At 74.8% G+C, this 24,276-nt stretch carries 29 protein-coding genes; 15 read left to right on the top strand and 14 right to left on the bottom strand.

Annotation, left to right across the window (positions count from 1 at the left end; all coding sequences use genetic code 11):
* Window positions 1-5 precede the first annotated feature (5 nt).
* Entirely contained in the window at window positions 6-431 is a 426-nt protein-coding gene (locus tag ACQPXD_RS32315; protein WP_432825117.1) for a TOBE domain-containing protein, read from the bottom strand.
* Between the two features lie 103 nt (window positions 432-534).
* Here ACQPXD_RS32315 and ACQPXD_RS32310 point away from each other — a divergent pair, with 103 nt between their 5' ends.
* The 4 genes from ACQPXD_RS32310 (at window position 535) to ACQPXD_RS32295 (ending at window position 3,488) form a co-directional block, all read left to right on the top strand.
* Entirely contained in the window at window positions 535-1,602 is a 1,068-nt protein-coding gene (locus tag ACQPXD_RS32310) for a methyltransferase domain-containing protein (RefSeq protein ID WP_432825116.1), read from the top strand.
* A 207-nt stretch (window positions 1,603-1,809) separates the two neighbouring features.
* Window positions 1,810-2,010, top strand: a complete 201-nt coding sequence (locus ACQPXD_RS32305) for a hypothetical protein (RefSeq protein ID WP_432825115.1) — start codon at window positions 1,810-1,812, stop codon at window positions 2,008-2,010.
* Window positions 2,007-2,219: a hypothetical protein gene (locus ACQPXD_RS32300; RefSeq protein WP_432825114.1), complete on the top strand. Its 213-nt coding sequence runs from the start codon at window positions 2,007-2,009 to the stop codon at window positions 2,217-2,219. The genes ACQPXD_RS32305 and ACQPXD_RS32300 overlap by 4 nt, the downstream gene beginning before the upstream one ends.
* Window positions 2,220-2,384: 165 nt before the next feature.
* Window positions 2,385-3,488, top strand: coding sequence for a hypothetical protein (locus ACQPXD_RS32295; RefSeq protein ID WP_432825113.1), 1,104 nt, complete (start codon window positions 2,385-2,387; stop codon window positions 3,486-3,488).
* Here the strand turns inward: ACQPXD_RS32295 and ACQPXD_RS32290 are convergent.
* On the bottom strand, window positions 3,473-4,711 hold the full coding sequence (locus ACQPXD_RS32290) for an MFS transporter (RefSeq protein WP_432825112.1): 1,239 nt from the start codon (window positions 4,709-4,711) through the stop codon (window positions 3,473-3,475). The genes ACQPXD_RS32295 and ACQPXD_RS32290 overlap by 16 nt on opposite strands.
* A 43-nt stretch (window positions 4,712-4,754) precedes the next feature.
* Here ACQPXD_RS32290 and ACQPXD_RS32285 point away from each other — a divergent pair, with 43 nt between their 5' ends.
* Entirely contained in the window at window positions 4,755-5,861 is a 1,107-nt protein-coding gene (locus ACQPXD_RS32285) for an ROK family protein (RefSeq protein ID WP_432825111.1), read from the top strand.
* On the opposite strand, the gene ACQPXD_RS32280 is transcribed toward ACQPXD_RS32285, so the two are convergent.
* The 4 genes from ACQPXD_RS32280 to ACQPXD_RS32265 form a co-directional block, all read right to left on the bottom strand.
* Complete coding sequence (locus ACQPXD_RS32280; protein WP_432825110.1) at window positions 5,835-6,164, bottom strand: STAS domain-containing protein; 330 nt, start codon at window positions 6,162-6,164, stop codon at window positions 5,835-5,837. The two genes, ACQPXD_RS32285 and ACQPXD_RS32280, sit on opposite strands and share 27 nt — an antisense overlap.
* 72 nt (window positions 6,165-6,236) lie before the next feature.
* The gene (locus tag ACQPXD_RS32275; protein WP_432825109.1) at window positions 6,237-6,671 is read right to left on the bottom strand and encodes an ATP-binding protein; all 435 of its coding nucleotides are present in this window, start codon (window positions 6,669-6,671) and stop codon (window positions 6,237-6,239) included.
* A 126-nt stretch (window positions 6,672-6,797) separates the two neighbouring features.
* A complete protein-coding gene (locus ACQPXD_RS32270; protein WP_432825108.1) occupies window positions 6,798-7,127 on the bottom strand; it encodes a hypothetical protein in 330 nt (109 codons plus the stop codon).
* A gap of 735 nt (window positions 7,128-7,862) precedes the next feature.
* The gene (locus ACQPXD_RS32265; protein ID WP_432825107.1) at window positions 7,863-8,777 is read right to left on the bottom strand and encodes a fructosamine kinase family protein; all 915 of its coding nucleotides are present in this window, start codon (window positions 8,775-8,777) and stop codon (window positions 7,863-7,865) included.
* Window positions 8,778-9,156: 379 nt separating this feature from the next.
* Here ACQPXD_RS32265 and ACQPXD_RS32260 point away from each other — a divergent pair, with 379 nt between their 5' ends.
* Together ACQPXD_RS32260 and ACQPXD_RS32255 are read left to right on the top strand one after the other, a co-directional pair.
* The gene (locus tag ACQPXD_RS32260) at window positions 9,157-10,080 is read left to right on the top strand and encodes an SDR family oxidoreductase (RefSeq protein WP_432825106.1); all 924 of its coding nucleotides are present in this window, start codon (window positions 9,157-9,159) and stop codon (window positions 10,078-10,080) included.
* A gap of 3 nt (window positions 10,081-10,083) precedes the next feature.
* Window positions 10,084-11,052 (top strand): helix-turn-helix transcriptional regulator, encoded by a 969-nt coding sequence (locus ACQPXD_RS32255; RefSeq protein ID WP_432825105.1) that lies wholly within the window; start codon window positions 10,084-10,086, stop codon window positions 11,050-11,052.
* On the opposite strand, the gene ACQPXD_RS32250 is transcribed toward ACQPXD_RS32255, so the two are convergent.
* The 3 genes from ACQPXD_RS32250 to ACQPXD_RS32240 all read right to left on the bottom strand — a co-directional run bounded on the left by ACQPXD_RS32250 (window position 10,941) and on the right by ACQPXD_RS32240 (window position 12,722).
* Window positions 10,941-11,375: a hypothetical protein gene (locus ACQPXD_RS32250; protein ID WP_432825104.1), complete on the bottom strand. Its 435-nt coding sequence runs from the start codon at window positions 11,373-11,375 to the stop codon at window positions 10,941-10,943. The two genes, ACQPXD_RS32255 and ACQPXD_RS32250, sit on opposite strands and share 112 nt — an antisense overlap.
* Window positions 11,376-11,441: 66 nt before the next feature.
* Window positions 11,442-11,957: an FBP domain-containing protein gene (locus ACQPXD_RS32245; RefSeq protein ID WP_432825103.1), complete on the bottom strand. Its 516-nt coding sequence runs from the start codon at window positions 11,955-11,957 to the stop codon at window positions 11,442-11,444.
* A 42-nt stretch (window positions 11,958-11,999) separates the two neighbouring features.
* Entirely contained in the window at window positions 12,000-12,722 is a 723-nt protein-coding gene (locus ACQPXD_RS32240; protein ID WP_432825102.1) for a dienelactone hydrolase family protein, read from the bottom strand.
* A gap of 79 nt (window positions 12,723-12,801) precedes the next feature.
* On the opposite strand from ACQPXD_RS32240, the gene ACQPXD_RS32235 reads away from it, so the two are divergent.
* The 6 genes from ACQPXD_RS32235 (at window position 12,802) to ACQPXD_RS32210 (ending at window position 17,905) form a co-directional block, all read left to right on the top strand.
* Window positions 12,802-13,371 (top strand): helix-turn-helix domain-containing protein, encoded by a 570-nt coding sequence (locus ACQPXD_RS32235; RefSeq protein WP_432825101.1) that lies wholly within the window; start codon window positions 12,802-12,804, stop codon window positions 13,369-13,371.
* A gap of 11 nt (window positions 13,372-13,382) precedes the next feature.
* A complete protein-coding gene (locus ACQPXD_RS32230; RefSeq protein ID WP_432825100.1) occupies window positions 13,383-13,901 on the top strand; it encodes a GNAT family N-acetyltransferase in 519 nt (172 codons plus the stop codon).
* 394 nt (window positions 13,902-14,295) lie between these two features.
* A complete protein-coding gene (locus tag ACQPXD_RS32225) occupies window positions 14,296-15,474 on the top strand; it encodes an FAD-dependent monooxygenase (protein ID WP_432825099.1) in 1,179 nt (392 codons plus the stop codon).
* Between the two features lie 83 nt (window positions 15,475-15,557).
* Window positions 15,558-16,337: a hypothetical protein gene (locus ACQPXD_RS32220; protein WP_432825098.1), complete on the top strand. Its 780-nt coding sequence runs from the start codon at window positions 15,558-15,560 to the stop codon at window positions 16,335-16,337.
* Between the two features lies 1 nt (window position 16,338).
* Window positions 16,339-17,289 carry a serine hydrolase domain-containing protein gene (locus ACQPXD_RS32215; protein ID WP_432825097.1) on the top strand — a complete coding sequence of 317 codons (951 nt, stop codon included), beginning with the start codon at window positions 16,339-16,341 and terminating at the stop codon, window positions 17,287-17,289.
* A gap of 64 nt (window positions 17,290-17,353) precedes the next feature.
* Window positions 17,354-17,905, top strand: a complete 552-nt coding sequence (locus ACQPXD_RS32210) for a hypothetical protein (RefSeq protein ID WP_432825096.1) — start codon at window positions 17,354-17,356, stop codon at window positions 17,903-17,905.
* Window position 17,906: 1 nt separating this feature from the next.
* Here the strand turns inward: ACQPXD_RS32210 and ACQPXD_RS32205 are convergent, their stop codons facing one another.
* Entirely contained in the window at window positions 17,907-18,125 is a 219-nt protein-coding gene (locus ACQPXD_RS32205; protein WP_432825095.1) for a hypothetical protein, read from the bottom strand.
* Between the two features lie 175 nt (window positions 18,126-18,300).
* Here ACQPXD_RS32205 and ACQPXD_RS32200 point away from each other — a divergent pair, with 175 nt between their 5' ends.
* Together ACQPXD_RS32200 and ACQPXD_RS32195 are read left to right on the top strand one after the other, a co-directional pair.
* Window positions 18,301-19,968: an AMP-binding protein gene (locus tag ACQPXD_RS32200; RefSeq protein WP_432825094.1), complete on the top strand. Its 1,668-nt coding sequence runs from the start codon at window positions 18,301-18,303 to the stop codon at window positions 19,966-19,968.
* Between the two features lie 78 nt (window positions 19,969-20,046).
* Window positions 20,047-20,838 carry an SAM-dependent methyltransferase gene (locus tag ACQPXD_RS32195; RefSeq protein WP_432825093.1) on the top strand — a complete coding sequence of 264 codons (792 nt, stop codon included), beginning with the start codon at window positions 20,047-20,049 and terminating at the stop codon, window positions 20,836-20,838.
* A gap of 32 nt (window positions 20,839-20,870) precedes the next feature.
* Here the strand turns inward: ACQPXD_RS32195 and ACQPXD_RS32190 are convergent, their stop codons facing one another.
* From ACQPXD_RS32190 to ACQPXD_RS32175, 4 genes are read right to left on the bottom strand one after another with little or no spacing between them, the layout of a single operon-like run.
* Window positions 20,871-21,677: an ABC transporter ATP-binding protein gene (locus ACQPXD_RS32190; protein ID WP_432825092.1), complete on the bottom strand. Its 807-nt coding sequence runs from the start codon at window positions 21,675-21,677 to the stop codon at window positions 20,871-20,873.
* Window positions 21,674-22,483 carry an ATP-binding cassette domain-containing protein gene (locus ACQPXD_RS32185; RefSeq protein ID WP_432825091.1) on the bottom strand — a complete coding sequence of 270 codons (810 nt, stop codon included), beginning with the start codon at window positions 22,481-22,483 and terminating at the stop codon, window positions 21,674-21,676. The genes ACQPXD_RS32190 and ACQPXD_RS32185 overlap by 4 nt, the downstream gene beginning before the upstream one ends.
* Window positions 22,480-23,304 (bottom strand): ABC transporter permease, encoded by an 825-nt coding sequence (locus ACQPXD_RS32180; RefSeq protein ID WP_432825090.1) that lies wholly within the window; start codon window positions 23,302-23,304, stop codon window positions 22,480-22,482. The genes ACQPXD_RS32185 and ACQPXD_RS32180 overlap by 4 nt, the downstream gene beginning before the upstream one ends.
* Window positions 23,301-24,266, bottom strand: a complete 966-nt coding sequence (locus ACQPXD_RS32175) for an ABC transporter permease (protein WP_432825089.1) — start codon at window positions 24,264-24,266, stop codon at window positions 23,301-23,303. Before ACQPXD_RS32175 ends, ACQPXD_RS32180 begins: the two co-directional genes overlap by 4 nt.
* Between the last annotated feature and the right edge of the window lie 10 nt (window positions 24,267-24,276).

Genomic DNA, 24,276 nt, shown 5'->3' with positions numbered 1-24,276 from the left:
GGCTTTCACGTTGTGATCCTCCCTCGATGCGCCACGGGCGGCGTGGCGCGTTCCACCATGACCGTGGTCGACTTGATCACGGCCACCGCAACCGAACCGACCTGCAGGCCGAGCTCGTCGACCGCCTCCCGGCTCATCAGCGACACCAGCCGGAACGGCCCGGCCTGGATGTCGACCTGCGCCATGACGGTGTCCTTCACCACGGCGGTGACGATGCCGCGCAGCCGGTTGCGCGCCGAGGACATCTCGGAGCGCTCGTCGGGCTCGCTGCCCTGGCCCCGGACGAACGCGGCCAGCTCGGCACCGTCGATCGTGCGGTGGCCGTGCTCGTCGCGGGCCGCCGGCAGCCGGCCGGCGTCGATCCACCGCCGGACCGTGTCCGCGCTGACCCCGAGCAGCTCGGCCGCTTCGCCGATCCGGAACACCGTCACGCGGACCACCCTACCGTCCGCATCTGCGATGGAGAATCGCCTTTCCGGCCCGCATTCACGGCGGCGGCTGGCCTTTCCGGTGCCGCATCTGCATCATTGAGCCATGGTCGGCGACGGGGTGAACGGGCGCAGCGGTGAGCAGCATGACCGGTGGTCGACCGTGCTCGCCCACCTGATCGCCGCGCTGCCCGGCGACGCCGGTGCCCGGGTCGCGGTCGACGGCTTCGACGGCAGCGCCGGCGTGTTCGCCGATCGGCTCGCCGCCGGGCTGCGGGCCGCGGGCCGGCCCTGCGTGCGCCTGCCCGCCGCGGCCTGCGCCACCTCCGGCGAGGACCGGCCGCCCGGCGCGGTGGTTGTCGCCGACGGCGCCGGCTGGATCGATCGGCTGCCGGCCGGGGAGTGGCACCTGACCGTCTGGGTCCGCACCGCGCCGGCCGGCCCGGCGTCGGGCGGCCCGATGCCGGGGGTTCCGTCGCCGGGCGGATACGCCGGCGACCGGGCCGACGCCGTGGTCGACCTGCACGACCCGGCCTGGCCGGTGCTGCGCCACCTCAACCCGGCGCTCGCGGCCGGCGAGTCGTGGTACCGCTCGGAATCGCAGGCGTTCTTCGCCGCCCGCGCCGCCACCTGGGACACCAGGTTCGGCGACGACCTGCCCGCCTATGCGGCCGCCGTCGCCGACGCCGGCCTCGCGCCCGGCGGCGTCGTCGCGGACGTCGGCTGCGGCACCGGCCGGGCGTTGCCGGCGCTGCGCGGCGCGGTCGGCCCGGACGGTACCGTCATCGGCATCGACCTCACGCCGCAGATGCTCGCCGCCGCCCGGGACCGCGCCGGCACCTGCGCCGCGGCGTTGCTGCTCGCCGATGCCCGCCGCCTGCCCCTGGCCGGCGGCAGCGTCGACGCCGTGTTCGCCGCGGGCCTGGTCAACCACCTGCCGGACGTGGACGCAGGCCTGGCCGAGCTCGCCCGGATCACCCGCCCCGGCGGCCGGCTGGTGCTGTTCCACCCCTCCGGCCGCGCTGCCCTCGCCGCCCGCCACGGCCGCCCGCTGCGCCCCGACGAGCCCCTCGCCGAGCCCGTCCTGCGCGCCGCGACCGCCCGCGCCGGCTGGCGCCTGACGAGCTACGACGACCCGCCGCACCGCTTCCACGCCGTGGCCGTGCGCGCCTGACGGAGCTACGACGACCCGCCGCACCGCTTCCACGCCGTCGCCGTGCGCGGCTGACGGAGCTACGACGACCCGCCCCACCGCTTCCACGCCGTGGCCGTGCGCGTCTGACGCCGAAACACGGCCTAACTGCGGAGGCAGTCCCGGGCCGACGTGCGGAACGCGGCCACCAGCCGGCCGCGGTCCGCGGCCCGGGGTGGCCACGACGACGTGACCCGGTTCGACGCCGTGCAGCGGGACGGCGGTGAGGTCGGGGCGGCCACCGCCGATGTGCATGTCGACGGCGGCGTGACGCGCTCGGGGCGCCTGACTGACTTCGCCCCGCCGGCCGGAAGCCGCGCGAACTACACCGGTGTAGTTGTGGATCTCGTCTTTGCGCAGGTCAAGGGGCGGGTTAGCCTCGCTGCGTGAAGGTCATCGGCGCGATGCAGACGCCCGGCGGCGACTGGCGCGTCGAGGTCGTGCGGCATCCCAGCGGCGGTCGATGGTACCGCCTCATCCACCGCGACAACATCGTCGACTACCTGACCATCGGCCGGGTCGCCGAGCTGCTGGCCCAGGCGGGCGTCGACATGGGCGACCTCGCCGAGGTCGCGGCACCGCCCGCCCGGGCCGTCTGACCCACGGCCACCGCGCCACCCGCAACAGGCCGGTCAACCCAAGGCGCCCGCACCACCCGCACCCGCAGTCGACCGGGGCCGCCCCGCCACCCGCGCAGGCCGGCAACCCGGGGCCGCCGGCCGCGCCGGCCCGGCGGACTGGACCGGTCGCCTTACCCTGTGGCCGTGGTGGATCACGGCGCTCCCGGCTTCCTGACCCGGCTACGGGCCGGGCTGTCCGGCGAGCGCGACGCCGCCTACCTGGAGGCGCTGCGTGCGGCCGGGCGGGTCGCCTACGACGAGATCCTCGCCGCCGACGAGCTGCGCGAGCGGCTCCCGTCGGTCTGGAGCGCGCCGGTCGCGGCCGGCAGCCAGCTGCTCGCCGCCTGGAACGCGTTTGTCCTGCAGACGCTCGGCGAGACCCTCCTCGACGCGGACTACGCGGCCCGGCCGGGGACCGCCGGGTTTGTGCCGGCGGTGACCTTCGACCAGGCGGCGGCGTGGCTGGCCGCGGTCGGCGAGTGGGTCTCGCGGGCCCGGCAGGCTCGGGCGAATCCCGAATACGACGTCGCGATGCACATCATGCTCCCCGCGCCGCTGCCGGCGTGGGCCGAGACGGACGCCTGCCCGCCCGAGCACCTCGCCGCCATGCAGGCCGCCGTCGCGCCGGTCCGCGAGCACGCCGAGGTGGCCCTGCACGCGCTCGTGCGCCCCGGCGTGCCGCCGCAGCACGAGTCCGCGGTCAACCGGCTGCGCCAGGACACGGCGGAGGCGGGCGCGGCCGTGGACTACGCCGCCGGGCTGCGCACCGGCCGCCACCACGCCGGGCTGCACGAGCTCATCGAGCAGCACCTGCGCCGCGCGCTGGAGCTGTGGTTTCGCGTCGGGCAGCTGGCCGCGATGCCGTCGCTGCTGGCCGGTCCCCGCTTCGACGTGTGGTGCATGACCGACCGGGCGACGCTGGCGGAGTGGCAGCGCGACCCGCGCGCCCGGCGGGCGGTGGCCGACATGTGGCGCACCGACCCGGACCCGGCCGCGACGCTCGCGATCCAGGCGCAGGTGGAGGCCGGAGTGCAGGCCGGGGAGCTGTGGTACCACATACCGCGGCAGGGCGACAGCTGCTACTTCGAGCCGCCGTTCTCGTCGATCTACGAGGTGCGCCGCCCGGTCCACATCGCCGGCCGGGCACTGCGCGTCGGCACCCAGTTCGCCGTGCGGGGCGGCGCCGGCCGCGGCATCGTCCTCGGCCCGTTCCGCCCCGTCCGGCCATTGCGTCATCCCCCCGTGTGAGCATGCCGGGAGACTAGCGCCGGGGTACGACAAAAAGACTCCAAGCCGTAACTCAGGCCGACGAGGGCGAAGCCGGCCACACCGAGGGCCGCGCCGACCCAGCTCGGCGCCACGTAGCCCCAGCCGGCCGCGATCACCGCGCCGCCGAGGGCCGCGCCCAGGCTGTTGGCGATGTTCATCGCCGACTGGTTCACCGCGGCGCCCATGAGCTGCGCGCCGGGGGCGACGCCGATCAGCCGCGACTGCATGGCCGGGCCGAGGAACAGCCCGGCCGCGCCGATGAGGAACGCGCCGGCGAAGAGGCCGTAGCGGTTGTGGGCCAGCACCGCGAACGCCGCCATGGCCGCGATGAACACCACGAACCCGCCCAGCAGGCTGCGGCGCAGGTTACGGTCGGAGGCCCAGCCGCCCAGCGCGTTGCCGGCCGTCATGCCCAGGCCGACCGCCACCAGGACCCACGGCACCGCGCCCTCGGGCAGGTGGGCGACGTGCGTGGTGACCGGGGCGATGTAGCTGTCGATGGCGAAGAAGCCGCCGAAGCCGACCGCGGCGGTGACCGCGACCAGCCAGACCTGCGGGCTGCGGAACGCGCCCAGCTCGGCGCGGGGCGACCCGGCCGGGTCGGCGGGCGCCTTCGGCACGGTGAGCGCCACGAACACGAGCGTGGCGGCGAACATCGCGGCGATCGCGAGATACGCCGGGCGCCAGCCGGCCGCCTGCCCGAGCCGGGTGATCAGCGGCACACCGACCACGTTGGCGGCGGTCAGCCCGCCGAGCACCGCCGCGAACCCCTTGGCCTGGCTGCCCGGGCCGATGATCGACGCGGCGAGCAGCCCGGCCGCGCCGAAGTAGGCGCCGTGCGGCAGGGCGGCGACGAAGCGGGCCACCAGAACCAGCCAGAAGCCAGGAGCAAGAGCCGATGCGACGGTACCGAACGTGAACAGCCCCAGCAGCCCCACCACCAGCGTCTTGCGGGGCAGCCGCGCGGTCAGGGCGGCGATCGTCGGCGCGCCCACCACCACCCCGAGCGCGTAGGCGGTGATCATCCACCCGCCGTGCGCGACCGCCTTCGCGGGCGACTGGGAGTACAACTGCGGCAGTAAATCCTGGGAAATGTCCGGCAGCAGGCCCATGGCCACGAACTCGGTGAGGCCGATGCCGAAGCCGCCCAGCGACAGGGCCAGCAGCGCGGTCCAGCGGCGAACCGCGGTGAGGTCCTCCATGCCGGGCAGTTTAGCAACGCTGTTGCGTTATAGGATTGTGGTCGTGGACACGCCCGGCGCCGGCCTCGGCTATCTGCGCGGGTACAACGACGCGCTCGTGGTCGGCCTCGCCCGCACCGCCCCGCGCTTCGACCGCTCCTCGGTGGTGGCCGCGACCGGTCTCACCCCGCAGGCCGTGTCGAAGGTGCTCGCCCGGCTGGCCGGCGACGGGCTGATCGAGCCCGCCGGCGTGCGCCGCCAGGGCGTCGGCAAGCCGGCCACGATCTACCGGATCGTGGCCTCGAGCCGGTATGCGATCGGGGTGCACGTCACCCGCACCCGCGTCCGGCTGGTGCTCACCGACCTGGTCGGCTCCGTGGTGGCCGGGGCGGTCGCGCCGCTGCCCGCCGACTTCACGCCCGGCCAGCTGCTCGACCGGATCGGCGAGGCGCGCGCCGAGCTGCTGCGCCGCCACCCGGTCGACCCGGTCCGGATCGTGGGCCTGGGCCTGGGCATGGTCGGCCCGCTCGACCACGCCAACGGCATCGTGCGCGACGCGCACCGGCTGCGGCACTGGCATGACGTACCACTGCGGGAACTTGCCGCGGATCGCCTGCACATGGCGGTACACCTCGACAAAGACGTCACGGCCGGGGTGACCGCGGAGGCGTGGCGCCGCGGTGCCGGCTTCCGCGACGGCGTGCTCATCATGGTGGAGTCGGGCATCGGCGCGGGCCTGTGGCTGGGCGGTGCGGCCTACCGTGGCGCGCACACCAACGCGGGCGAGTTCGGCCACACCGTCGTGCAGTTCGGCGGCCCCCGCTGCGTGTGCGGGCGGGACGGCTGTCTCGAGGTGCTGCACGACCGGGCCGTCGCCGCGGATGACGTGGCGCTCGCGGCCCGGCTGCTCGGCGTCGGGGTCGTCAACCTGCTGCAGACCACCGACGTCGGCCACGTCGTGCTGGCCGGCGCCGACCTGCTGCGGCACCGGGACGTCTATGTCGACGAGGTGGCGGCGGCGGTACGTTTACAAGTCCCGCGCGCCGACTGGCTCACGGTCGGGGTGTCGGTCTCCGCGCTCGGCGACGACGTCATCGCGGCCGGGGCGGCGATGCAGGTGCTCAACGCCGCCTACGGCCGCCCGTCACTGGACGGCGTTGTCGGGCAGTGACGAGTGGATGGTGAACACCCGGTCGAGCCCGGTGATCTGGAAGATGCGCAGCAGCCGCGCGTGCGGGATGACCAGCTCCACCACGCCGCCGGACTCGGCCAGCCGCTTGTGCGCGCTGATCAGCACGCCCAGCGTCGTCGAGTCGAGGAAGCCGACGTCGCTGAGGTCGATCACCAGCGTCGACGCGCCCTCGTCGACCAGCTTGTGCAGGTATCCGCGCAGCTCGGGAGCGGTGGCGACATCCAGCTCCCCGCTCGCGGCGACCACGGCGCGCGATCCGGAGACCGTCGAGGTGACCTGCATCGGCGTCCTGCCCTTTCGTCCGAGGTATTGGGTCGTACTTTCGTCCGGGTAAGCATACGTCCGAACGGCCGATTACTCGCGCCCGGCGTTGTCCCACGTCAGGTGCTTGCTGAACCGCACCAGCGTCCCGGTGTCCTCGACCGACACGACGTCGAGGCGCTCCACCACCGCGGCGAGGACGTGCAGGCCACGTCCGCTCTCCACGAGCCGGTCGGGCTCACGCGCCGCCACCCGCTCCGGGTTGAAACCGCCGCCGTCGTCGGTGACCTCGATCACGCACTCGCCCCCGTCCACCGTCACGTCGATGTGGTACTGCGTGGCAAGGTTCGCGTGCGACACGACGTTCCCGCACGCCTCGGTGAGGGCGAGCCGGATGTCGTCGCGGCAGTCCTGGGTGACACCGGCCCCGGCCAGCGCCCCGTCCAGGGTCCGCCGCGCGTCGCCGACCAGGGCCGCGTCCCGCGGGAGGTCCAGCGAGAACTGCAGGCGCATCTCGTGCTGCGGCACATCTCCTCCTTCGTCGCGTCCACGGCGTACCCACCGCGCGCAGCCCGAAAACTGTCGTACCCGACGGGCAAAATGCGGGGCATGGATATCGCAGTTGCACACTGCACGTGCACAAGGAGAAGGCGCTCAGTCGCCGGCGGTCCGATGCGGGCAGGGACCGGTGCTGATGATGGTGTTCGTGGTGGCGTCCAGGATGATGTAGGTGTCGCCCCGCAGCAGGTTGAGCCGCCCACCCGGGATCGGCGTGCCGGTGCAGAAGCTCGGCAGCGGGACGGTCCGCCCCACACTCAGCCGCGGCGCCGGACTTTGCGGCACGGCGACACCGAGGGCGAGCAGCACCAGCGCCACCGCCCGGACGGCGGGCGTCGCCCGGCGCAGCGTCGGCAGCAACGGCCCGCGCGCCTCGTCGGCGGCCACCGGGGCCGGCCGGTCGAGATCGATGGTGACGCCGTCCATCGCCGCAATCGTAGCCCGGCCATCGATGCCCTACCGCGCCCGCCGACCGCTGGCGCGCCGCCGTGCCCCGTGCGCCTGCGCGCCGCCGTGCCCCGTGCGCCTGCGCGCGGCCGCGCCCCGTGCGCCTGCGCGCGGCCGCGCCCCGTGCGCCTGTGCGCCGCCGTGCGTCGAGTGCTATGCGCTACCGTGCGCGTCGAGTGCTGCGGTGCGTCGAGGGAGTCCGCACTACTGTGCGCCGGGGCCGTCGTGCTATCGCCGCTGTGCTCTGCCCGCGCCTCGCACCGGCCGGCGCCATTCGGGAGCCGGCGTCGCTGGCCGCCATGCCGGTCGGCGACCACGTGGTGCTGGGCCCGCGCGTCCTTACGCGCCGGGCGCCGGGGTGGGGACGATTGGCGGTCACGTCCCACATGTCGGGCACTGGCCGCTGCGGGGCACGGCGCAGCGGCCGGAAGTCTCCGCGATCATGCGCAACTGGCACCGACACCAACGGTTTTTCATGATCACGGAGCGCTGATGTACACCCGTGTACCACAAGTCTCCGGGATCATGACAAACCCGGGGTCCGGCTGCGGCACCATGCATGATCACGGAGACATACGTCCGGGCTGGCCGTGGCGATCGGATGGTGCGGCCGGCGGGTGCGACGTCCACGACTTCCGACCCGCCCGGGGGCGGCGGGACGACCGCGTGCCCCGGTCGGCGCCGCGGACCAGATTCGGCTGGTCGGCGGGTGTGCTACTGGCCGCGTTGGGGAGTCAGGTCCGGGCCGGCGCCGGCGTGGGGGCGGAAGGGAGCGAGGATCTCGCGTACCAAGGTCGCGGCGCCCCAGGTGTCGTCGCCGTGGGCGATCGTGCTGAGCAGTTCGTGCAGGTAGAGCGGGCGCATCCGGTCGCGCCAGCCGGGTGCGGGCGGGGCCAGCTCCGCGTAGGCGGCGAAGCAGCGCTGCGACTCCGGCGGGCGCGGGGAGCACCACAGCACCGACAGGTCCGTCTCGGGCCAGCCGTAGGAGACGGCCGGGTCGATGAGCGCCGGGCCGCCGTCGGGGGCGGCCAGCACGTTCTCGGTCCGCAGGTCGCCGTGGGTCAGCACCGGCGGCTGGGCCGGGATCAGGTCGGGCAGCTTGGCGCAGAACCGCTCCAGCGCGGCCCGGTCGGCGGGGGAGAGGGCCTCGGCGACGAGCGGTTCGGGCAGCCAGCGCAGCAGGCGGCGCTCGGCGAAGAAGCGGTGGCCGTCGGTGTTCCAGGCGTTCTCCTGGCGCATCCGGCCCAGGAAGCCGTCGCGGTGCCAGCCGAAGCGGCCGCCGGATGCGGCGCGGGTGGACAGGTGCAGCGCGGCCAGCATCCGGCCGAGGCGCTCCCAGAACACCGGGCCGATCGGGCGGGGGAACAGACGGGAGAGCAGCAGCAGGTCGGGCGCGACCGTGTACACGTCGGGGACGGTGACGCCGCCCTGGTCGCGCAGGGCGCGCAGGCCCTCGGCCTCGGCCTCGAACAGGCCCGGGACCGGGGTCTCCACGGTCTTGGCGAACAGCGCGGAGCCGTCGTCGAAGGTCACGATCCCGGCGCGGGCGGCCGCGCCGCCGCCGGTGGTCGCGGTGACGGCGGCGACCGGCAGGCCGGCCGCCCGCAACCGCCGCCGCAGCGGGTCCATGTCGGCGAATATAGCTCCGAAGTGCGCAAACCCTGCCGCACCTTGTCAGGTTTTGCTGCCAGGGTGGGCGACATGACACCAACCAGACGGGCAACGAGCGGCCGCAGGGCCATAACCAGGCGGGCGAGGGTGGGCGGCATGACACCAACGGACGGCCGCAGGGCCACAACCAGCGGTCCAGGGTGGGCGGCATGACACCAACCAGGCGGGCAACGGGCGGCCGCAGGGCCATAACCAGGCGGGCAACGGGCGGCCGCGCGGCCACAACCAGCGGGCCGGGGCGGGTCGCATGACACCGGCCAACGGAATGACACCAGCCAACGGAATGACACCAGCCGACGGAATGACACCAGCCGACGGAATGACACCAGCCGACGGAATGACATCAGCCGACGGACCGCTGCGCGGGCGGGTCGCGCTCGTCGCCGGTGCCACCCGCGGCGCGGGGCGGCAGATCGCCGTGCAGCTCGGCGCGGCCGGTGCGACCGTCTACTGCACCGGCCGCACCACCCGCGCGCAGCGCTCCGAGTACGGCCGGCCGGAGACCATCGAGGACACCGCCGACCTGGTCACGCGGGCCGGCGGCGAGGGCATCGCGATCCAGGCGGACCACCTCGATCCGGCCCAGGTCCGCGCGGTCGTGGGCCGCATCGACGCCGAGCGGGGCCGGCTCGACGTGCTCGTCAACGACATCTGGGGCGCCGAGGGCATGTTCGCCTGGGACAAGCGGCTGTGGGAGGACGACCTGGAGCGCGGCCTGCGCCTGCTGCGCCTGGCCGTCGACACGCACATCGTCACCAGCCACGCGGCCCTGCCGTTGCTCGTGCGCCGGCCGGGCGGGCTGGTCGTGGAGATGACCGACGGTACCGCGGAATACAACGCCGAGCGGTACCGCGTCTCGTTCTTCTACGACCTGGCCAAGGCCTCCGTGCTGCGGATGGCGTTCGCGCTGTCCGAGGAGCTGCGGCCGCTGGGCGGCACCGCCGTCGCGCTCACCCCCGGCTTCCTGCGCTCCGAGCTGATGCTGGACCACTTCGGGGTGACCGAGGCCGGCTGGCGCGACGGGGTGGCGAAGGACCCGCACTTCGCGATGTCCGAGTCGCCGGTGTACGTCGGCCGGGCGGTCGCCGCGCTCGCCGCCGACCCGCGGATGGCGCGCTTCAACGGGGCGTCGCTGTCCAGCGCGGGCCTGGCCAAGGAGTACGGCTTCACCGACGCCGACGGCAGCCGCCCCGACTGGTGGCGCTACGACGCCGAGGTCGTCGGGCCCGGCCGCCCGGCCGACCCCGCGGGCTACCGTTAGCCGGTGCGCGTCTCCCGGCTCATCTCCCTGCTGTTGCTGCTGCAGGCGGGCGGCACCCGCACCGCGGCGGAGCTGGCCGGGCGGCTCGAGGTCTCCGAGCGCACCATCTACCGCGACATCCTGGCCCTGTCGGCCGCCGGCGTGCCGGTCTATGCCGAGCAGGGCCGGGCCGGCGGCTTCCGGCTGCTGGACGGGTACCGCACCAAACTCAACGGCCTCAGCCGGGAGGAGGCCGAGGCGTTGTTCCTGTCCGGGCTGCCCGGCCCGGCCCGGGACATGGGGCTCGGCGAGGCGCTCGCGGCGGCGCAGCTGAAGGTCGCCGCCGCGCTGCCCGACGGCCTGCGCGCGGCCTCGGCGCGGGCCCGGCAGCGCTTCCACCTCGACGCGCCCGGCTGGTTCCGCGAGGCCGAGCCGCCGCCGCTGCTGGCCGAGCTGGCCCGGGCCGTGTGGGAGGACCACACCGTCACGCTCACCTACGGCGGGCGCGCGGGCGAGGTGACCCGCACCGTCGAGCCGCTCGGGCTCGTGCTCAAGACCGGGATCTGGTACCTCGTGGGCCGGGTCGAGGCCGGCGCGCGCACCTATCGGCTGGACCGGGTCCGGGCCGTGCGGGAGACCGGCGCGCGCTTCGAGCGCGACGACGGTTTCGACCTGCCGTCGTTCTGGGCGCGCCGGGCCGCCGAGTTCGAGCGCGCCGTGCTCGCCGAGACGGTGACGGTGCGGCTGAGCCCGGCCGGGCTGCGGATGCTGCGCTTCGCCGTCGAGGCGGTCGCCCACCGCGCCGCGGCCGGGGGAGCCGGCCCGCCGGACGCCGACGGCTGGGTCACCGTGGCGCTGCCGGCGGAGTCGGTCGCCGTCGCCTACACCCAGCTGCTCGCCCTCGGCCCGGAGGCCGAGGTGCTCGCCCCGCCCGAGCTGCGGGCCATGCTCGCCGCGGCCGCCGAGCGGGTCGCCGCCCTGTACCGCCGCTGATATGACAGCGCCGCCACCGCGAGCGCCCACCCGTAGCCGGCGGCGGCGAGCGCCCCCGCGCTCACCGTGCCGTGCAGCATGAGGGCGATCGTGCCGTACACCGTCAGCAGCGCCGCCGCCGCCCACACCGCCGCCAGCGGCACCAGGGCCGCGGCCGGCCGGATGAGGGTCAGCAGCAGCGCCCACGCGGCCAGCGCCGCGGCGACCACGACCGCCGTGCCGTACCACGGCAGCCGGAACGCCTCGACGACGAACGGCACGACCGCCAGGCACCCCGCGTAGGCGTACCAGCGCACGAATCTCGATGCTTCCGTCACCGCCATGCCGCCCAGCGTGCGCGCGCCGGTTGTGACGAGGCTGAGGAAACCTGTGAATCACTCAGCCGCGCGTCACAGCACGAGCGTCTCGTCGCCGACCAGCCGGTCGAGGAAGGCCGACAGCTTGCCCCCGAGCCGGGCCACCTGCTCGGCCACCGACAGCGTCTCGTCGAGCCGGGCGCCGGCGCCCGGGCGGCGCAGGCCCCGCACGTAGAGCGGGCAGGCGAGGTCGGCGCAGAGATACACGCCGACCGAGTCGCCGTTGCGCCCGGCCTTCCCGGCGAGCCGGCCGGTCATCAGGGTCACCCCGCTGCCGGGGTGGGTGGTCAGGCACAGCGAGCACATGCCGCGGTGGCCGAAGCGGCGGCCCCGCTGCTCGGCGGCGCGCAGCGCGACGGCCACCAGCCGCCCGCCGTGCTCCGCGGCCAGGTAGGCCCGGTCGGGCGCGCCCGGGTCGCGCCAGCCCAGGAAGTCCAGCACGTCCCACGGGCGCTCGGCCAGGTCCCGCGGCACGTGGACGCGCTGCGCCTCGCCCCGGGAGCAGTTGACGAAGGCGGCGCGGATGTCGGGTTCGGTCAGCGGTCGCACGCTGCCGACCGTACGACTCCCTAAAACCTTTAGGCAAGCGACTTAATCGCGCAGGTGGGTGGCGAAGAACTCGGTGATCCGGCGCCGGGCGTCGGTGGCGGACGGCTCGTGCGGGCCGTAGCGCATGATCGGCGCGGTCATCCGGACCGCGAACGGGATCGGGTCGCCGGCCGCGGCGTGGTCGTTGAGGAAGCCGTGCCCGGCGCCGGGGTACTCCTTGACGTCGTGCGGCACGTCACACGCGGTCAGCGCCGACTCGAGCCGGTCCGCGGCGCCGCGCAGGGTCAGGTCCCGGGCGCCGAAGCTGCCGACCACGGGGCAGGCGCCGCGCAGGTACTCCGCGGCGTCCTTCGGCACCGTGCCGTAGTTGGCGCTCACCGCGCCGAACCCGTGCCCGGGCGCGAGCAGGAGCGCGAACCCGCCGCCCAGGCAGAAGCCGATCACCCCGATCCGGCCCGTGCAGGTCTCCCGGGCCGCGAGCCAGCCACGGGCCGCCTCCACGTCGTCGAAGGTCGGCCCCGAACGGCGCCGCACGTCGCTGAAGATGGTCCGCAGGCAGGTCATCCGGCGGCCCCAGAAGAACAGGTCGGGCGCGATGGCGAGGTAGCCCTCGCCGGCCAGCCAGTCGGCCTGCGCGCGGGTGTCGTTGCCCATGCCCATGGCGTCGTGAATCACGACCACCCCCGGGTGCGGGCCGGCCCCGGCCGGCGCGGCGACGTAGGCGGGCATGTCGCCGTGGCGGGTTTCGATAGAGACCTCCGTCATGGCGGGAATGCTCCCAGGCCCGGCGGCGTGACGACCACCACATGAACGGTCATCCCGGATCTGGGATATCGTCCCGGATATGGGAATGGAGCCGGATCTGCTGGAGGCCCGGCTGGCCGGCCGCCTCGCCCAGCTGCGCCTCGAGCGCGGCTGGTCGCTGGAGGAGCTGGCGCAGCGGGCCGGGGTGAGCCGCTCGACCCTGTCGCGGCTGGAGCGCGGCGAGATCAGCCCGACCGCGGCGCTGCTGGGCCGGCTCTGCGCCGCCCACGGCCGGCCCATGTCCCGGCTGCTCGCCGAGGTCGAGCCGGAGCCGCCGCAGCTGGTGCCCGCCGGCCGGCAGCCGGTGTGGCGGGACCGGGAGACCGGCTTCACCCGCCGCTCGGTGTCGCCGCCGCACCCGGGCCTGCGCGGCGAGGTGATCGAGGGCGTCCTGGAGCCCGGCGCCGACATCGCCTACGACCGGCCGCCCGTCGACGGCCTGGAGCACCACCTGTGGCTGCTCGACGGCGCCCTGGAGCTCACCGTCGGCGACGCCCGGCACGCGCTGCGGCCCGGCGACTGCCTGCGCTACCGGCTGTGGGGCGCGTCCCGGTTCGTCAACCCGGGCCCGGCCGCCGCCCGCTACGCCATCCTCATCGTCCTGCCCTGAAGGAGCCCAGGTTGCCCGCGATCCGCCGTGTTCCGCCGCAGGGGTACTCCGAGCAGGTCGACGCCCTCGCCGCGGTCCTCGCCGACGTGGTGGCGCACGGCGCCTCGGTCGGCTTCCGCAACCCGTTCGGCCCGGGCGAGGCGGCCGCCTGGTGGCGCACCCGCGAGCCGGCGGTGCGCGACGGCACCCTCAACGTGTGGATCGCCGAGGACTCCGGCGGCGTGGCCGGCACGGTCAGCCTCGCCTTCGAGCCCAAGCCCAACGGCCGGCACCGCGCCGAGGTCCTCAAGCTCATGGTGCACAGCCGGGCTCGCGGCCTGGGCCTGGGCCGCGCCCTGCTGGGGACCGCCGAGCGCGCCGCCGCCGGCGCGGGCGCCACCCTGTTGCTGCTCGACACCGCCACCGGCAGCCCGGCCGAGCGGCTGTACGAGACGGCCGGCTGGACCCGCTACGGCATCGTCCCGGACTACGCCGCCGACCCGTCCGGCACCCTCGAGGACTGCAGCTTCTTCTACAAACGGCTGAGCTGACTCCGCCCGTGCCGGTCGTAGCGTCGGCCCGGCGCGCCTCGGCACCCGAAAACGGCAAGACAGGCGGCGCCGGTTTCCGGGCACCCACGGGTGCCCGGAACCGGATATCGCGCTCAGCAGCCGACGCGGGAGACCCCGATCGCCACGTCGTCGAACCACAGGGTGTCGTCGCCGACGCCGTAGCTCTCCCCCGTTTCCATCGACAATTGTCGTTGCTGACGGATTGAAGGCCGCTGACCAGCGCATTGACAATTCCGAGCGGGCGTGCGGGCATGGGTACAGGCAAAATTCGATGAAAGATTCACCACCCGGCGCTAGGCACCCGATGGACGCCTCGATAGGCTTCCGTCGCCCACTGCGCCTTTTGTACCCCCTCGCACTCAGTGGAGAAGAAATGAGTCCATCACCACTGCGCGTCGCCATCGTCGGATCCGGTATCGGCGGCCTCACCACGGCCATCGCCCTGCAGCAGAAGGGCTTCCAGGTCGACGTCTACGACCAGGCGAGCGAGCTGAGCGAGATCGGTGCCGCGGTGTCGATCGGCGGCAACGGCATGCGCGTGCTCGACGCCATCGGCATCGGCCAGGCCATCCGCGACGCGTCGTCCAACCTGCAGCGCATCGAGTTCCACCACTGGCAGACCGGTGAGATCTTCTACGAGCACCCGATGGGCGACTGGTACGACGAGCACTTCGGCGGCCCGTTCCTCGGCATCCACCGGGCCGACTTCCACCGGGTTCTGCTGGAGGGGTACGCCGGGCAGCCGAAGCTGGGCCGCCGCGCGGTCGCGGTCAACGAGTCCCCGGACGGCGTCGAGGTCGAGTTCGCCGACGGCAGCAAGGTCGAGGCCGACCTGCTGATCGGCGCCGACGGCCTGCGCTCCGCGGTGCGTCAGCACGTCACCGGCCCCGACGAGGCGGTGTTCTCCGGCATGACCTGCTTCCGCGGCGTGGTGCCGGTGGACAAGGTGCCCGGCGGCGACAAGTTCGGCCTGACCTTCTTCCTCGGCCCCAACCGGCACCTGGTCTGCTACCCGGTGCGCGGCGGCGAGGGCATCAACTTCGTGGCCTACGTGCCCGACCCGGACTGGACGCTCGAGTCGTGGTCGGCCAAGGCCGAGCCGGCCGAGGCGGTCGCCGCCTTCGAGGGCTGGACCGACACGGTGACCACCATGCTCGGCAACGTCGAGGAGACCGGCCGCTGGGCCCTCTACGACCGCGAGCCGCTGCGCAAGTGGAGCACCGACCGGGTCACCCTGCTCGGCGACGCGGCCCACCCGATGCTGCCGCACGCCGGCCAGGGCAGCAACCAGGCCCTCGAGGACGTCGGCGCGCTGGCCACCTACCTTACCGCCGACGGGCTCGGCGTCGCCGAGGCGCTGCAGCGCTACGAGCAGGTGCGCAAGGCCCGCACCCGGCAGATCCAGCTGGGCTCGCGCGGCAACGCGACCTGCTTCCAGCTGCCCGACGGTCCCGCCACCGAGGAACGCAACGCACGGCTGCTGTCCCTGCCCGACAATGTGGCATGGATCCACGGCTACGACGTGTTCACGGCGGTCCAGGAGACGCTGTAACCGGGTCGCTGCCCGAGTGCCCGCCGGGGCTCGACCCCGCGGCACTGCCCGCCCAGCTGCACCGCTGGGCGGGTTCGGCGGCCATGCGCGACCTCGTCGCGGCGTTCGGCGGCGAGCTGCCCGGGTGCGACACCCCGGGCCTGCTCGGCTGGCTCGACGCGTTCTCCGACGAGCACTGGAACTTCCGCGGCCGCCTGGGCGGCGCCGAGCGCGACCGGGTCCGGGTCGAGCTGCCCCCGCGGCTGGCCGCCGCCGGGCTCGCCGCCGCGGCCGCGCTCGGGCTGGCCGGGTCCGGCGAGCCGGCGCACCGGGAGTACACCCACCTGCTCATCCTCGGCGGCCTCGCCCGGTCCTGCCTGCAGCGCGCCGACCACGCCGCCCGGCTGGCCGGCGCCCTGCGGGTCGGCGGGATCGCGGCGCTGGGCAGCCTCCGCCCGCTGAGCGCCGAGGAGCGCGCCCTGCCCGGCCTGGGCCGCTGCCGGACCGAGGCCGACGCGCTCGCCGCGGGCGTGCGGGCCGCGTTCGGCGGCCGGGCGGTACCGGTGCTCGTCGCCCCGCCCGGCGACCCGGCCGCGCACCGGGCGAACACCGCGGACACCTACGAGTTCTGGGCGGCCGGGGCCCACCCGGGGCCGGGCGACCGGATCCTCGTCGTGACCTCGCCGATCTACGTGCCGTTCCAGCACTGCGACGCGATCCGGATCCTCGGGCTGCGGTACCGCTGCGGCATCGACACCGTCGGCTTCGACCCCCGGCTGGCCCATCCGCCCCAGCCCGGCGGGGCCGCGGCCGCGGACCGTTGCCTGCAGGAGATCCGCTCGGCCATCCGCGCCGCCCGGGCCCTGCTCGCGGCGGTGGGCTGAGATGGGGCTCGCCGCCCTCGTCGAGGCGGCCGCCTCGCGCGCGCCGATGCCGGCCGTGGCCGTCGCCGTCTTCGATCGCGAGCGCGTCCGCGCCCAGGTCGTGCACGGCACCGCCGACCTGAGCACCGGCCGGCCCGCCACGCCGGACTGCTGGTGGGACCTGGCCAGCCTGACGAAGGTCCTGGTCACCCTGCCCGAGGTGCTCGCCCTGCCGGTGCCGCGGGACCGGCCCATCGGGCAGCTGTGGCCGCGCGCGGCCGGGCGGGCGGCCGCCGGCGCGACGCTGACCGACCTGCTGGCGCACCGCTCGGGGCTGCCCGCCACGGCCGAGTTCTACCGGACGCTGCGCGGCGAGTCCATTGTGGACGCCGCGCTGGACACGCCGCGGTCGTCGGTCCGGCCGGTGTACAGCGACCTGGGGTACATCATCCTCGGCCGGCTCGTCGAGGAGCTCTCCGGCGACTCCCTCGCCGGGCTCGCCGCGCGCCGCACCGGGCTGCGGATGGGCGGGCCGGTCGCGCCGGCGGTGGCCACCGAGCGCTGCCCGTGGCGGGGCCGGCTGATCGTCGGCGAGGTCCACGACGAGAACGCCGCCGCGCTCGGCGGCGCGGCCGGGCACGCCGGGGCGTTCGGCACTCTCGCCCTGGTCACCGCGGCCGCCCGCACCCACCTCGACGACCGCCCGGCGTGCCTGGCCGGCGACGGCGCGGGCGAGCGCTTCGGGGCCGGCTGGTGGCTGCACCCGACCCGCGGCCTCGGCGGCCCGCGGGCCGGCGCGGACGGCTTCGGGGCCTCCGGGTTCGTGGGCAACCGGATCTGGTTCGAGCCGTCCCGCGGCTACGGCGTGGTGGTGCTGAGCAACCGCGTGCACCCGGTCCGCGGCGACCGCGCGCCGTTCGCCGCGTGGTGCGACGGGCTGCTCGCCGCGATCGCCGGGGAGTTCGGCGGCTGAGCTCCGGGTACGGTCCGGGTTCTCCCCGGATGTCCGATCCGGGCCCGGGGGCGAGGCTCGGGGCATGACCACCTCGCCCCTCGTGCGCACCGCCGCCCTCGCCGCGCCGGTGCTGCTCCTCGGCTACGGCGCGCTGCGCCTCATCGACGGCCTCGACGGCGGCCACGACCAGGGCGGCTGGCTGTGGAACGCCGGCCACGTCATGTTCTTCGCGGCGATGGCGCTGCTCGGCGCGCTGAGCGTCGGCGTGCGAGGGCTGCTGCCCTACCGCGACTTCCGCAACCGCCTGGCCGCCAACCTGGCCACGATCGCCGCCCTCGCGGGGACGGCCGCCTTCCTGTGGGTCATCGCCGGCGACCTCTCGCCGGCCTTCGCCGACGCGGCCCCGCTGCCGGACCCGCTGCGGATCGCCGGCCCGCTCGCCTTCCAGCTCGGCACGCTGGTCCTGCTCGGCCAGCTGGTCCGCGCCCGCCGCCTGCCGGCCTGGAGCCCGGTCGCGGTGCTGTTCGCGTTCCTGATGATCGCGGTGAACCTCGACCTGCTCCCGCTCGCCGCGATCCTGCTCGGCGCGGGCCTGCTCCCGCTGGCGGGCCTGCGGATGTCCCGCGCCGCGTGAGCTACCGGTAGCGGCCCGGCCCCTTGCCGTAGATCGCGTAGAGCGCCGGCCCGATCGGGAACGACAGCACGATGATCAGCGCCCACGTGTTGCGGTCGAAGTGGCGCAGCTCCCCGTCGTCGGTCTGGGCCAGGTCGGCCAGGCAGCGCCGGTCGAACCAGACCACGACGCTCAGCATCACCGCGACGGTGATCAGCACGACCGTGAGGTTGCCGCTCATCGCAGGTGACTCTACTCGTCTTTCGGCCGGTCAGATGTTCGGTGACCACATCGAAGCATGGAATCTGCACGACGCTCGCCGGCTGATCGAGGCGGTGAACGACCAGCTCTGACCTCCCGCGTCAAGGGGCGCTTGGACTCTGCCGCTGCCGCCCCGGCGAACGTACGCTGCGATCATGTCGTACGCGTCGTTCAAAGAGGCCCGGGACCTGTTGCTGGCGACCCGGGAGGACTACGCCGCCGCGGTCGAGCGGTTCCGCTGGCCCCGGCTCGGCACCTTCAACTGGGCGCTGGACTGGTTCGACACCATCGCCGCCGGCAACGACGCGCCCGCGCTGTGGATCGTCGAGGAGGACGGCAGCGAGCAGCGGTTCTCCTTCGCCGAGCTGTCCAAGCGGTCCAACCGGCTGGCGAACTGGCTGCGCGCCCAGGGCGTGCGCCGCGGCGACCGGCTCGTGCTCATGCTCGGCAACCAGGTCGAGCTGTGGGAGACGATCCTCGCCGCGATGAAGCTCGGCGCGGTCATCATCCCGGCCACGCCGCTGCTCGGCGCGGCCGACGCCCGCGACCGGGTGCTGCGCGGCGGCGCCCGGCACATCGTCGCCGGTGCCGCCGCGGCCGCCAAGTTCGCCGAGGTCGGGCCGGAGGTCACCCGGATCGCGGTGGGCGGCGAGGCGGAGGGCTGGCGGCCGTACACCCTGGCCGACGACGACACGTTCACGCCCGACGGCCCGACCGACGCCCGCGACACGCTGCTGCTGTACTTCACGTCCGGCACCACCGCCCGGCCCAAGCTCGTCGAGCACACCCACGCGTCCTACCCGGTGGGCCATCTCTCCACGATGTACTGGATCGGCCTGCAGCCCGGCGACGTGCACCTCAACATCTCCTCGCCCGGCTGGGCCAAGCACGCCTGGAGCAACGTCTTCGCCCCCTGGAACGCGCAGGCCTGCGTGTTCATCTACAACTACACGCGCTTTGACGCCGCCGCCCTGATGCGCCAGATGGACCGCTGCGGCGTGACCAGCTTCTGCGCCCCGCCGACCGTGTGGCGCATGCTCATCCAGTCCGACCTGACCCAGCTGGCCACGCCACCGCGCCTGGTCGTCGGCGCCGGCGAGCCGCTCAACCCGGAGGTCATCGAGCAGGTCCAGAAGTCCTGGGGCGTGACGATCCGCGACGGCTTCGGCCAGACCGAGACCACGGTCCAGATCGCCAACTCGCCCGGCCAGCCGGTCAAGCCCGGCTCGATGGGCCGCCCGGTGCCCGGCTACTCGGTGGTCCTCATCGACACCGCCACCGGCGAGCCCGCCGACGAGGGCGAGATCTGTCTCGACCTGGCGTACCGCCCGCTGGGCCTGATGACCGGCTACCACGGCGACCCGGAGCGCACCGCCGAGGCGATGGCCGGCGGCTACTACCACACCGGCGACATCGGCGCCCGCGACGAGAACGGCTACATCACCTACGTGGGCCGCGCCGACGACGTGTTCAAGGCCTCCGACTACCGCATCTCACCGTTCGAGCTCGAGAGCGTCCTGATCGAGCACGACGCGGTCGTCGAGGCGGCGGTGGTACCGTCGCCGGACCCGCTGCGCCTGGCCGTCCCCAAGGCCTACGTCGTGCTCGCGGAGGGCTGGCCACCCACCGAGGAGACCGCCCGGTCGATCTTCGCCCACTGCCGCGCCCACCTGTCACCGTTCCAGCGCGTCCGCCGCCTGGAGTTCGCCAACCTCCCGAAGACCATCTCCGGCAAGATCCGCCGCGTCGAGCTGCGCGCCCAGGAGCACGACAAGCACCCCGACCCCACCACCCGCCCGCCGGGCGAGTTCTGGGACGCCTGAGCCGACGGGCCGTTCTCAGGTTGCCCGCCTAGGATGCGCAGCGACGGGGTAGCCGCAACCGAGGCGCGGAGAACGGACATGCCAGGCGCAATGGAGCGGGCCCACCCCGCCCGGGTGTACGACTACCTGCTCGGAGGCCGCGACAACTACCCCGTGGATCGGCGGGCGGCGGAGGAGGGCCTGCGGGCCAACCCGGCCAGCCGCGTGCCGCCCCGGGAGAACCGGGCCTTCCTGCGCCGGGTCGTCGGGCACCTGGCCGGGGAGCGGGGCGTGCGGCAGTTCCTCGACATCGGCACCGGCATCCCCACCTCGCCCAATGTGCACGAGGTGGCGCAGGCGGTCGCGCCCGACGCCCGGGTCGTCTACGTCGACAACGACCCGATCGTGCTGGCCCACGCCGCCGGCCTGCTGCGTGGCGCGCCGCCGGGCCGCACCGGCTACGTCGACGCGGACCTGCGTGACGTCGAGCGCATCCTGGCCTCGCCGCAGCTGCGCGCGGTCCTCGACCTGGACCGCCCGGTGGCCGTGGTGCTCGTGGCGATCATGCACTTCGTCGCCGACGCCGACGGGCCGTACGAGATCGTGCGGCGCCTGCTGGACGCGGTACCGTCGGGCAGCTACCTGGCCCTGTCCCACCTCACCGGCGACTTCGACCCGGACGCCTGGGACCGCGTCGCGGCCATCTTCGCCCGCGACGGCGTGACCCTGCGGGTCCGCTCCCGCGCCGAGATCGCCCGTTTCTTCGACGGCCTGGACCTGCTCGACCCCGGCCTGCCCCTGGTGACCCGCTGGCGCCCCGACGCCGCCGTCAACCTGGCCGCCACCGACGCCGAGGTCGCCGTTTACGGCGGCGTCGCCCGCAAGCCCTGACCCGGTGCCGCTGACACCGGGCCCCGCCGTGTTCAGTCGCCGTCCTGCGGCGCGCGCGGCGAGCGCGCGCGCAGGCGGGGCACGCTGGCGATGAGGCGGCGGGTGTAGGGGTGGGCGGGCGCGCCGAGGACGGCGGCGGTGGGGCCCTGCTCGACGATTCGGCCCCGCTCCAGCACCGCCGTGTGCTGGCACAGGCTCGCCACCACCGCGAGGTCGTGCGACACCATGACGATGGTCAGGCCGCGGGTCTCGCGCAGCTCGGCGAGCAGGTCGATGATGCGCACCCGGGTCGTCACGTCGAGCGCGCTGACCGGCTCGTCGGCGAGCAGCACCCGCGGCTCGCAGGCGATCGCCCGGGCGATGGCGATGCGCTGGCGCTGGCCGCCGGAGAACTGGTGCGGGTACCGGTCGGTGATGTCGGCCGGCAGACCGACCGCGCGCAGGGCCTCGGCGACCCGCTCGTCGAGCGCGGCGCGCCGGGCCGCCCGCGAGGCGCCCGTGGCCCGGAACACCCGCAGCGAGCGCAGCGGCTCGGCGACGATCCGGCCGACGCGCCGCCGGGGATCGAGCGACGAGTACGGATCCTGGAACACGGTCTGCACCCGGCGCCGGAACCGCCGGTCCGGCACCAGCGGCGCGCCGTCGAAGAGGATCTGGCCGGTCGTCGGGCGAGCCAGGCCGAGCAGCAGCCGCAGCAGCGTCGTCTTCCCGGCCGCGGACTCGCCGACCAGGGCGAGACTTCGGCCCGGTACCACCTCGACCGAGACATCGGCCAGCACGGGCCGCCCGCCGCGGTAGGCGAAGCCCACCTCGCGCGCCTCCAGCAGTGCCGCGCTCATCCGGCCTCCCCGGGCACCGGCCGGGGCAGCGCGTCGTCGAGCCGGCGGGCACCGTCGACCAGGGCCCGCGTGAAGGGATCGGACGGTGCGGCGATGAGTTCGCGCAGCGGCCCCGACTCGACCGCGGCGCCCTGGGAGAGCACCAGCACCGTGTCGGTGACGCGCGCGACCACGGCGAGGTCGTGGCCGATGAACAGCAGCGCCATGCCCCGGTCGGCGACGAGGCGGTCGAGCAGGGCGAGCACGTCGGCCTGGACCGTCACGTCCAGCGCCGTGGTCGGCTCGTCGGCGATGAGCAGCGCCGGACGGCAGGCCAGGGCCATCGCGATCGCGACCCGCTGGCGCTGCCCGCCGGAGAGCTCGTGCGGATACGCCCGCGCGACCCGCTCCGGGTCGGCGAGCCGGACCTCGTCGAGCGCGGCCAGCACCGCCGAGCGCAGCGCGGCGCCGCGCAGCCGCTGCCGGCGGCGGATCGGCTCCGCGACCTGCCGACCGGCCCGCATCAGCGGATCGAGGGCGGTGAGCGGCTCCTGGAACACGATCGCCGCCGCGGCCCCTCGCACCCGGTTCAGCCGGCGGTCGCTCGCCCCGATGACCTCGGTGCCGGCGAGCGTCACGCTGCCGGTGGCGCGCAGGCCGGCCGGCAGCAGGCCGGTCACGGCGAGGGCGGTCAGCGACTTGCCGGAGCCCGACTCGCCGATCAGGCCGAACCGGGCGCCCGTGTCGACGGTGAAGGACAGGTCGCGCACGAGCGGGCGGCCGTCGTCGGTCGCGACGGTCAGGCCGGCGACCTCGAGCAGGCTCATCGCGGCACGCTCCGCTGCGGGTCGGCGACCTCGCGCAGCCCGTCGGCGACCAGGTTCACGCCGACGACGAGCAGCACCAGCAGCACGCCGGGCGCGATCGCGCCCACGGGCGCGGTGAGCACGGTGGCCTGTGCCTCCTGCAGCATCCGGCCCCAGGAGGCGTTGGGCGGCGGCGGGCCGAGGCCCAGGTAGGACAGGCTCGCCTCGGCCAGCACGGCCAGGCCGAACTGGAGGGCGAGGTTCACCGCCAAGGTCGGCCAGATGTTGGGCAGGACGTGCTCGAAGACGATGCGGATCCGGGTGGTACCGCAGGTGCGGGCGGCGGTGATGAAGTCCTGGGCCAGCACCCGTTTGACGAGGATGCGGCTCAGCCGGGCCACGATCGCCGACATGGCCAGCCCGATGGCGACGATCGCGGAGCCGAGCGAGGCCCCGCGGGCGGCCACGACGAGCATCGCCAGCAGCAGCGTCGGGAAGGCGATGAGGATGTCGAGCAGCGCCGCGACGGTGTCGTCCAGCCACCGGGTGGCGAACCCGGCGACCACGCCGGCGGTGACCCCGAGCAGCCCGCCCAGGGCGACGGATCCGGCGCCGACGGCGAGGGCGATCCGGGCGCCGATCATCAGCCGGGTGAGCAGGTCACGGCCGAGCTTGTCGGTGCCGAGCAGGTGGGACAGGGTGGGCGGGTCGAGCCGGCCGCCGGTGGTGTCCGCGGCCGGGTACGGCGTCCAGAGCAGCGACAGCAGCGCCCCGGCCACGACGAACCCGACCAGCGCGCCGCCGACGCCGAGCGTCACCCAGCGGCGCCGGGCCGCGCTCACGGCCGCCGCCCCGACAGGCCGTGGCGCAGGCGCGGGTCGATGAGCCGCTGCGCGACGTCGGCCAGGAACCCGATCACCAGCACGGCGAACGTGCTGACGAACAGCACGCCCTGGATGACCGGGTAGTCGTGCTGCGCGATGGCCCGCACCAGCAGGCTGCCCAGTCCCGGCAGGGCGAACACGCTCTCCACCACGACCGCGCCGAGGAACGTCGTGGCGAGCTCGATGCCGAGGATCGACACGACCGGCGCCGCCGCGTTGCGCAGCCCGTGCCGCCACATCGCGCCGGCGAACGACGAGCCCAGCGCGCGGGCGGAGCGCAGGTGGTCGCTGCCGAGCACGTCGAGGGTGGCCGAGCGGACGTACCGGATCAGCGAGGCGGACATGACCAGGGCCACCGTCACCACCGGCAGCACCAGCGACCGGACGGCGCGGGCCGGATCGGCCCAGTCGCCGGTGGGGAAGCCACCGGCCGGCAGGACCCGCAGCCGCAGGGCGAACAGCGCGATGAGCAGCAGCCCGAGCCAGAACGCCGGCACCGCGATGCCGAGCTGCGCGAGGACGCCCAGCGCGGCGCCGTACCAGGTCCGGGCCCGGTGCGCGGCGACGAAGCCGACCGGGACGGCGATCACGACCGCCAGCACGAAGGCGGCCAGCGTCAACGGCACGGTGACGACCAGCCGGGCGCCGATCTGCGGGCCGACCGGCAGCGTGCTGACGAACGACGTGCCCAGGTCGAGGGTGGCGAGCCGGCCCAGCCAGGACCAGAACTGCGCGAGCAGCGGCCGGTCCGAGCCGATCTGGTGCCGGGCGGCGGCGATCTGCTCGTCGGTCGCGCCGACCGACAGCAGCGCGTTCGCCGGGTCGCCCGGCAGCAGCCGGAGCAGCACGAACAGCGCCACGCTCGCCAGGAACAGGGTGAGCAGCAGCAGGGCCGTGCGCCGCAGCAGGTAGCTGGCCATCGGTGCCGGC

The organism is Dactylosporangium sp. CA-092794, assembly GCF_050948465.1.
Classification (GTDB): Bacteria; Actinomycetota; Actinomycetes; order Mycobacteriales; family Micromonosporaceae; genus Dactylosporangium.
The sequence above is the reverse complement of the archived record's forward strand: the minus strand, read 5'-3'. Positions and strand labels throughout refer to the sequence as shown.

Bases quoted from the DNA above. Each gene is read 5' to 3' on its own strand.
- ACQPXD_RS32310 (WP_432825116.1), top strand. From the start codon at position 535: ATGGTCGGCGACGGGGTGAACGGGCGCAGCGGTGAGCAGCATGACCGG.
- ACQPXD_RS32290 (WP_432825112.1), bottom strand. From the start codon at position 4,711: ATGGAGGACCTCACCGCGGTTCGCCGCTGGACCGCGCTGCTGGCCCTG.
- ACQPXD_RS32280 (WP_432825110.1), bottom strand. From the start codon at position 6,164: ATGCAGGTCACCTCGACGGTCTCCGGATCGCGCGCCGTGGTCGCCGCG.
- ACQPXD_RS32270 (WP_432825108.1), bottom strand. From the start codon at position 7,127: ATGGACGGCGTCACCATCGATCTCGACCGGCCGGCCCCGGTGGCCGCC.
- ACQPXD_RS32265 (WP_432825107.1), bottom strand. From the start codon at position 8,777: ATGGACCCGCTGCGGCGGCGGTTGCGGGCGGCCGGCCTGCCGGTCGCC.
- ACQPXD_RS32260 (WP_432825106.1), top strand. From the start codon at position 9,157: ATGACATCAGCCGACGGACCGCTGCGCGGGCGGGTCGCGCTCGTCGCC.
- ACQPXD_RS32250 (WP_432825104.1), bottom strand. From the start codon at position 11,375: ATGGCGGTGACGGAAGCATCGAGATTCGTGCGCTGGTACGCCTACGCG.
- ACQPXD_RS32240 (WP_432825102.1), bottom strand. From the start codon at position 12,722: ATGACGGAGGTCTCTATCGAAACCCGCCACGGCGACATGCCCGCCTAC.
- ACQPXD_RS32235 (WP_432825101.1), top strand. From the start codon at position 12,802: ATGGGAATGGAGCCGGATCTGCTGGAGGCCCGGCTGGCCGGCCGCCTC.
- ACQPXD_RS32225 (WP_432825099.1), top strand. From the start codon at position 14,296: ATGAGTCCATCACCACTGCGCGTCGCCATCGTCGGATCCGGTATCGGC.
- ACQPXD_RS32220 (WP_432825098.1), top strand. From the start codon at position 15,558: ATGCGCGACCTCGTCGCGGCGTTCGGCGGCGAGCTGCCCGGGTGCGAC.
- ACQPXD_RS32215 (WP_432825097.1), top strand. From the start codon at position 16,339: ATGGGGCTCGCCGCCCTCGTCGAGGCGGCCGCCTCGCGCGCGCCGATG.
- ACQPXD_RS32210 (WP_432825096.1), top strand. From the start codon at position 17,354: ATGACCACCTCGCCCCTCGTGCGCACCGCCGCCCTCGCCGCGCCGGTG.
- ACQPXD_RS32205 (WP_432825095.1), bottom strand. From the start codon at position 18,125: ATGAGCGGCAACCTCACGGTCGTGCTGATCACCGTCGCGGTGATGCTG.
- ACQPXD_RS32200 (WP_432825094.1), top strand. From the start codon at position 18,301: ATGTCGTACGCGTCGTTCAAAGAGGCCCGGGACCTGTTGCTGGCGACC.
- ACQPXD_RS32195 (WP_432825093.1), top strand. From the start codon at position 20,047: ATGCCAGGCGCAATGGAGCGGGCCCACCCCGCCCGGGTGTACGACTAC.
- ACQPXD_RS32190 (WP_432825092.1), bottom strand. From the start codon at position 21,677: ATGAGCGCGGCACTGCTGGAGGCGCGCGAGGTGGGCTTCGCCTACCGC.
- ACQPXD_RS32185 (WP_432825091.1), bottom strand. From the start codon at position 22,483: ATGAGCCTGCTCGAGGTCGCCGGCCTGACCGTCGCGACCGACGACGGC.
- ACQPXD_RS32175 (WP_432825089.1), bottom strand. From the start codon at position 24,266: ATGGCCAGCTACCTGCTGCGGCGCACGGCCCTGCTGCTGCTCACCCTG.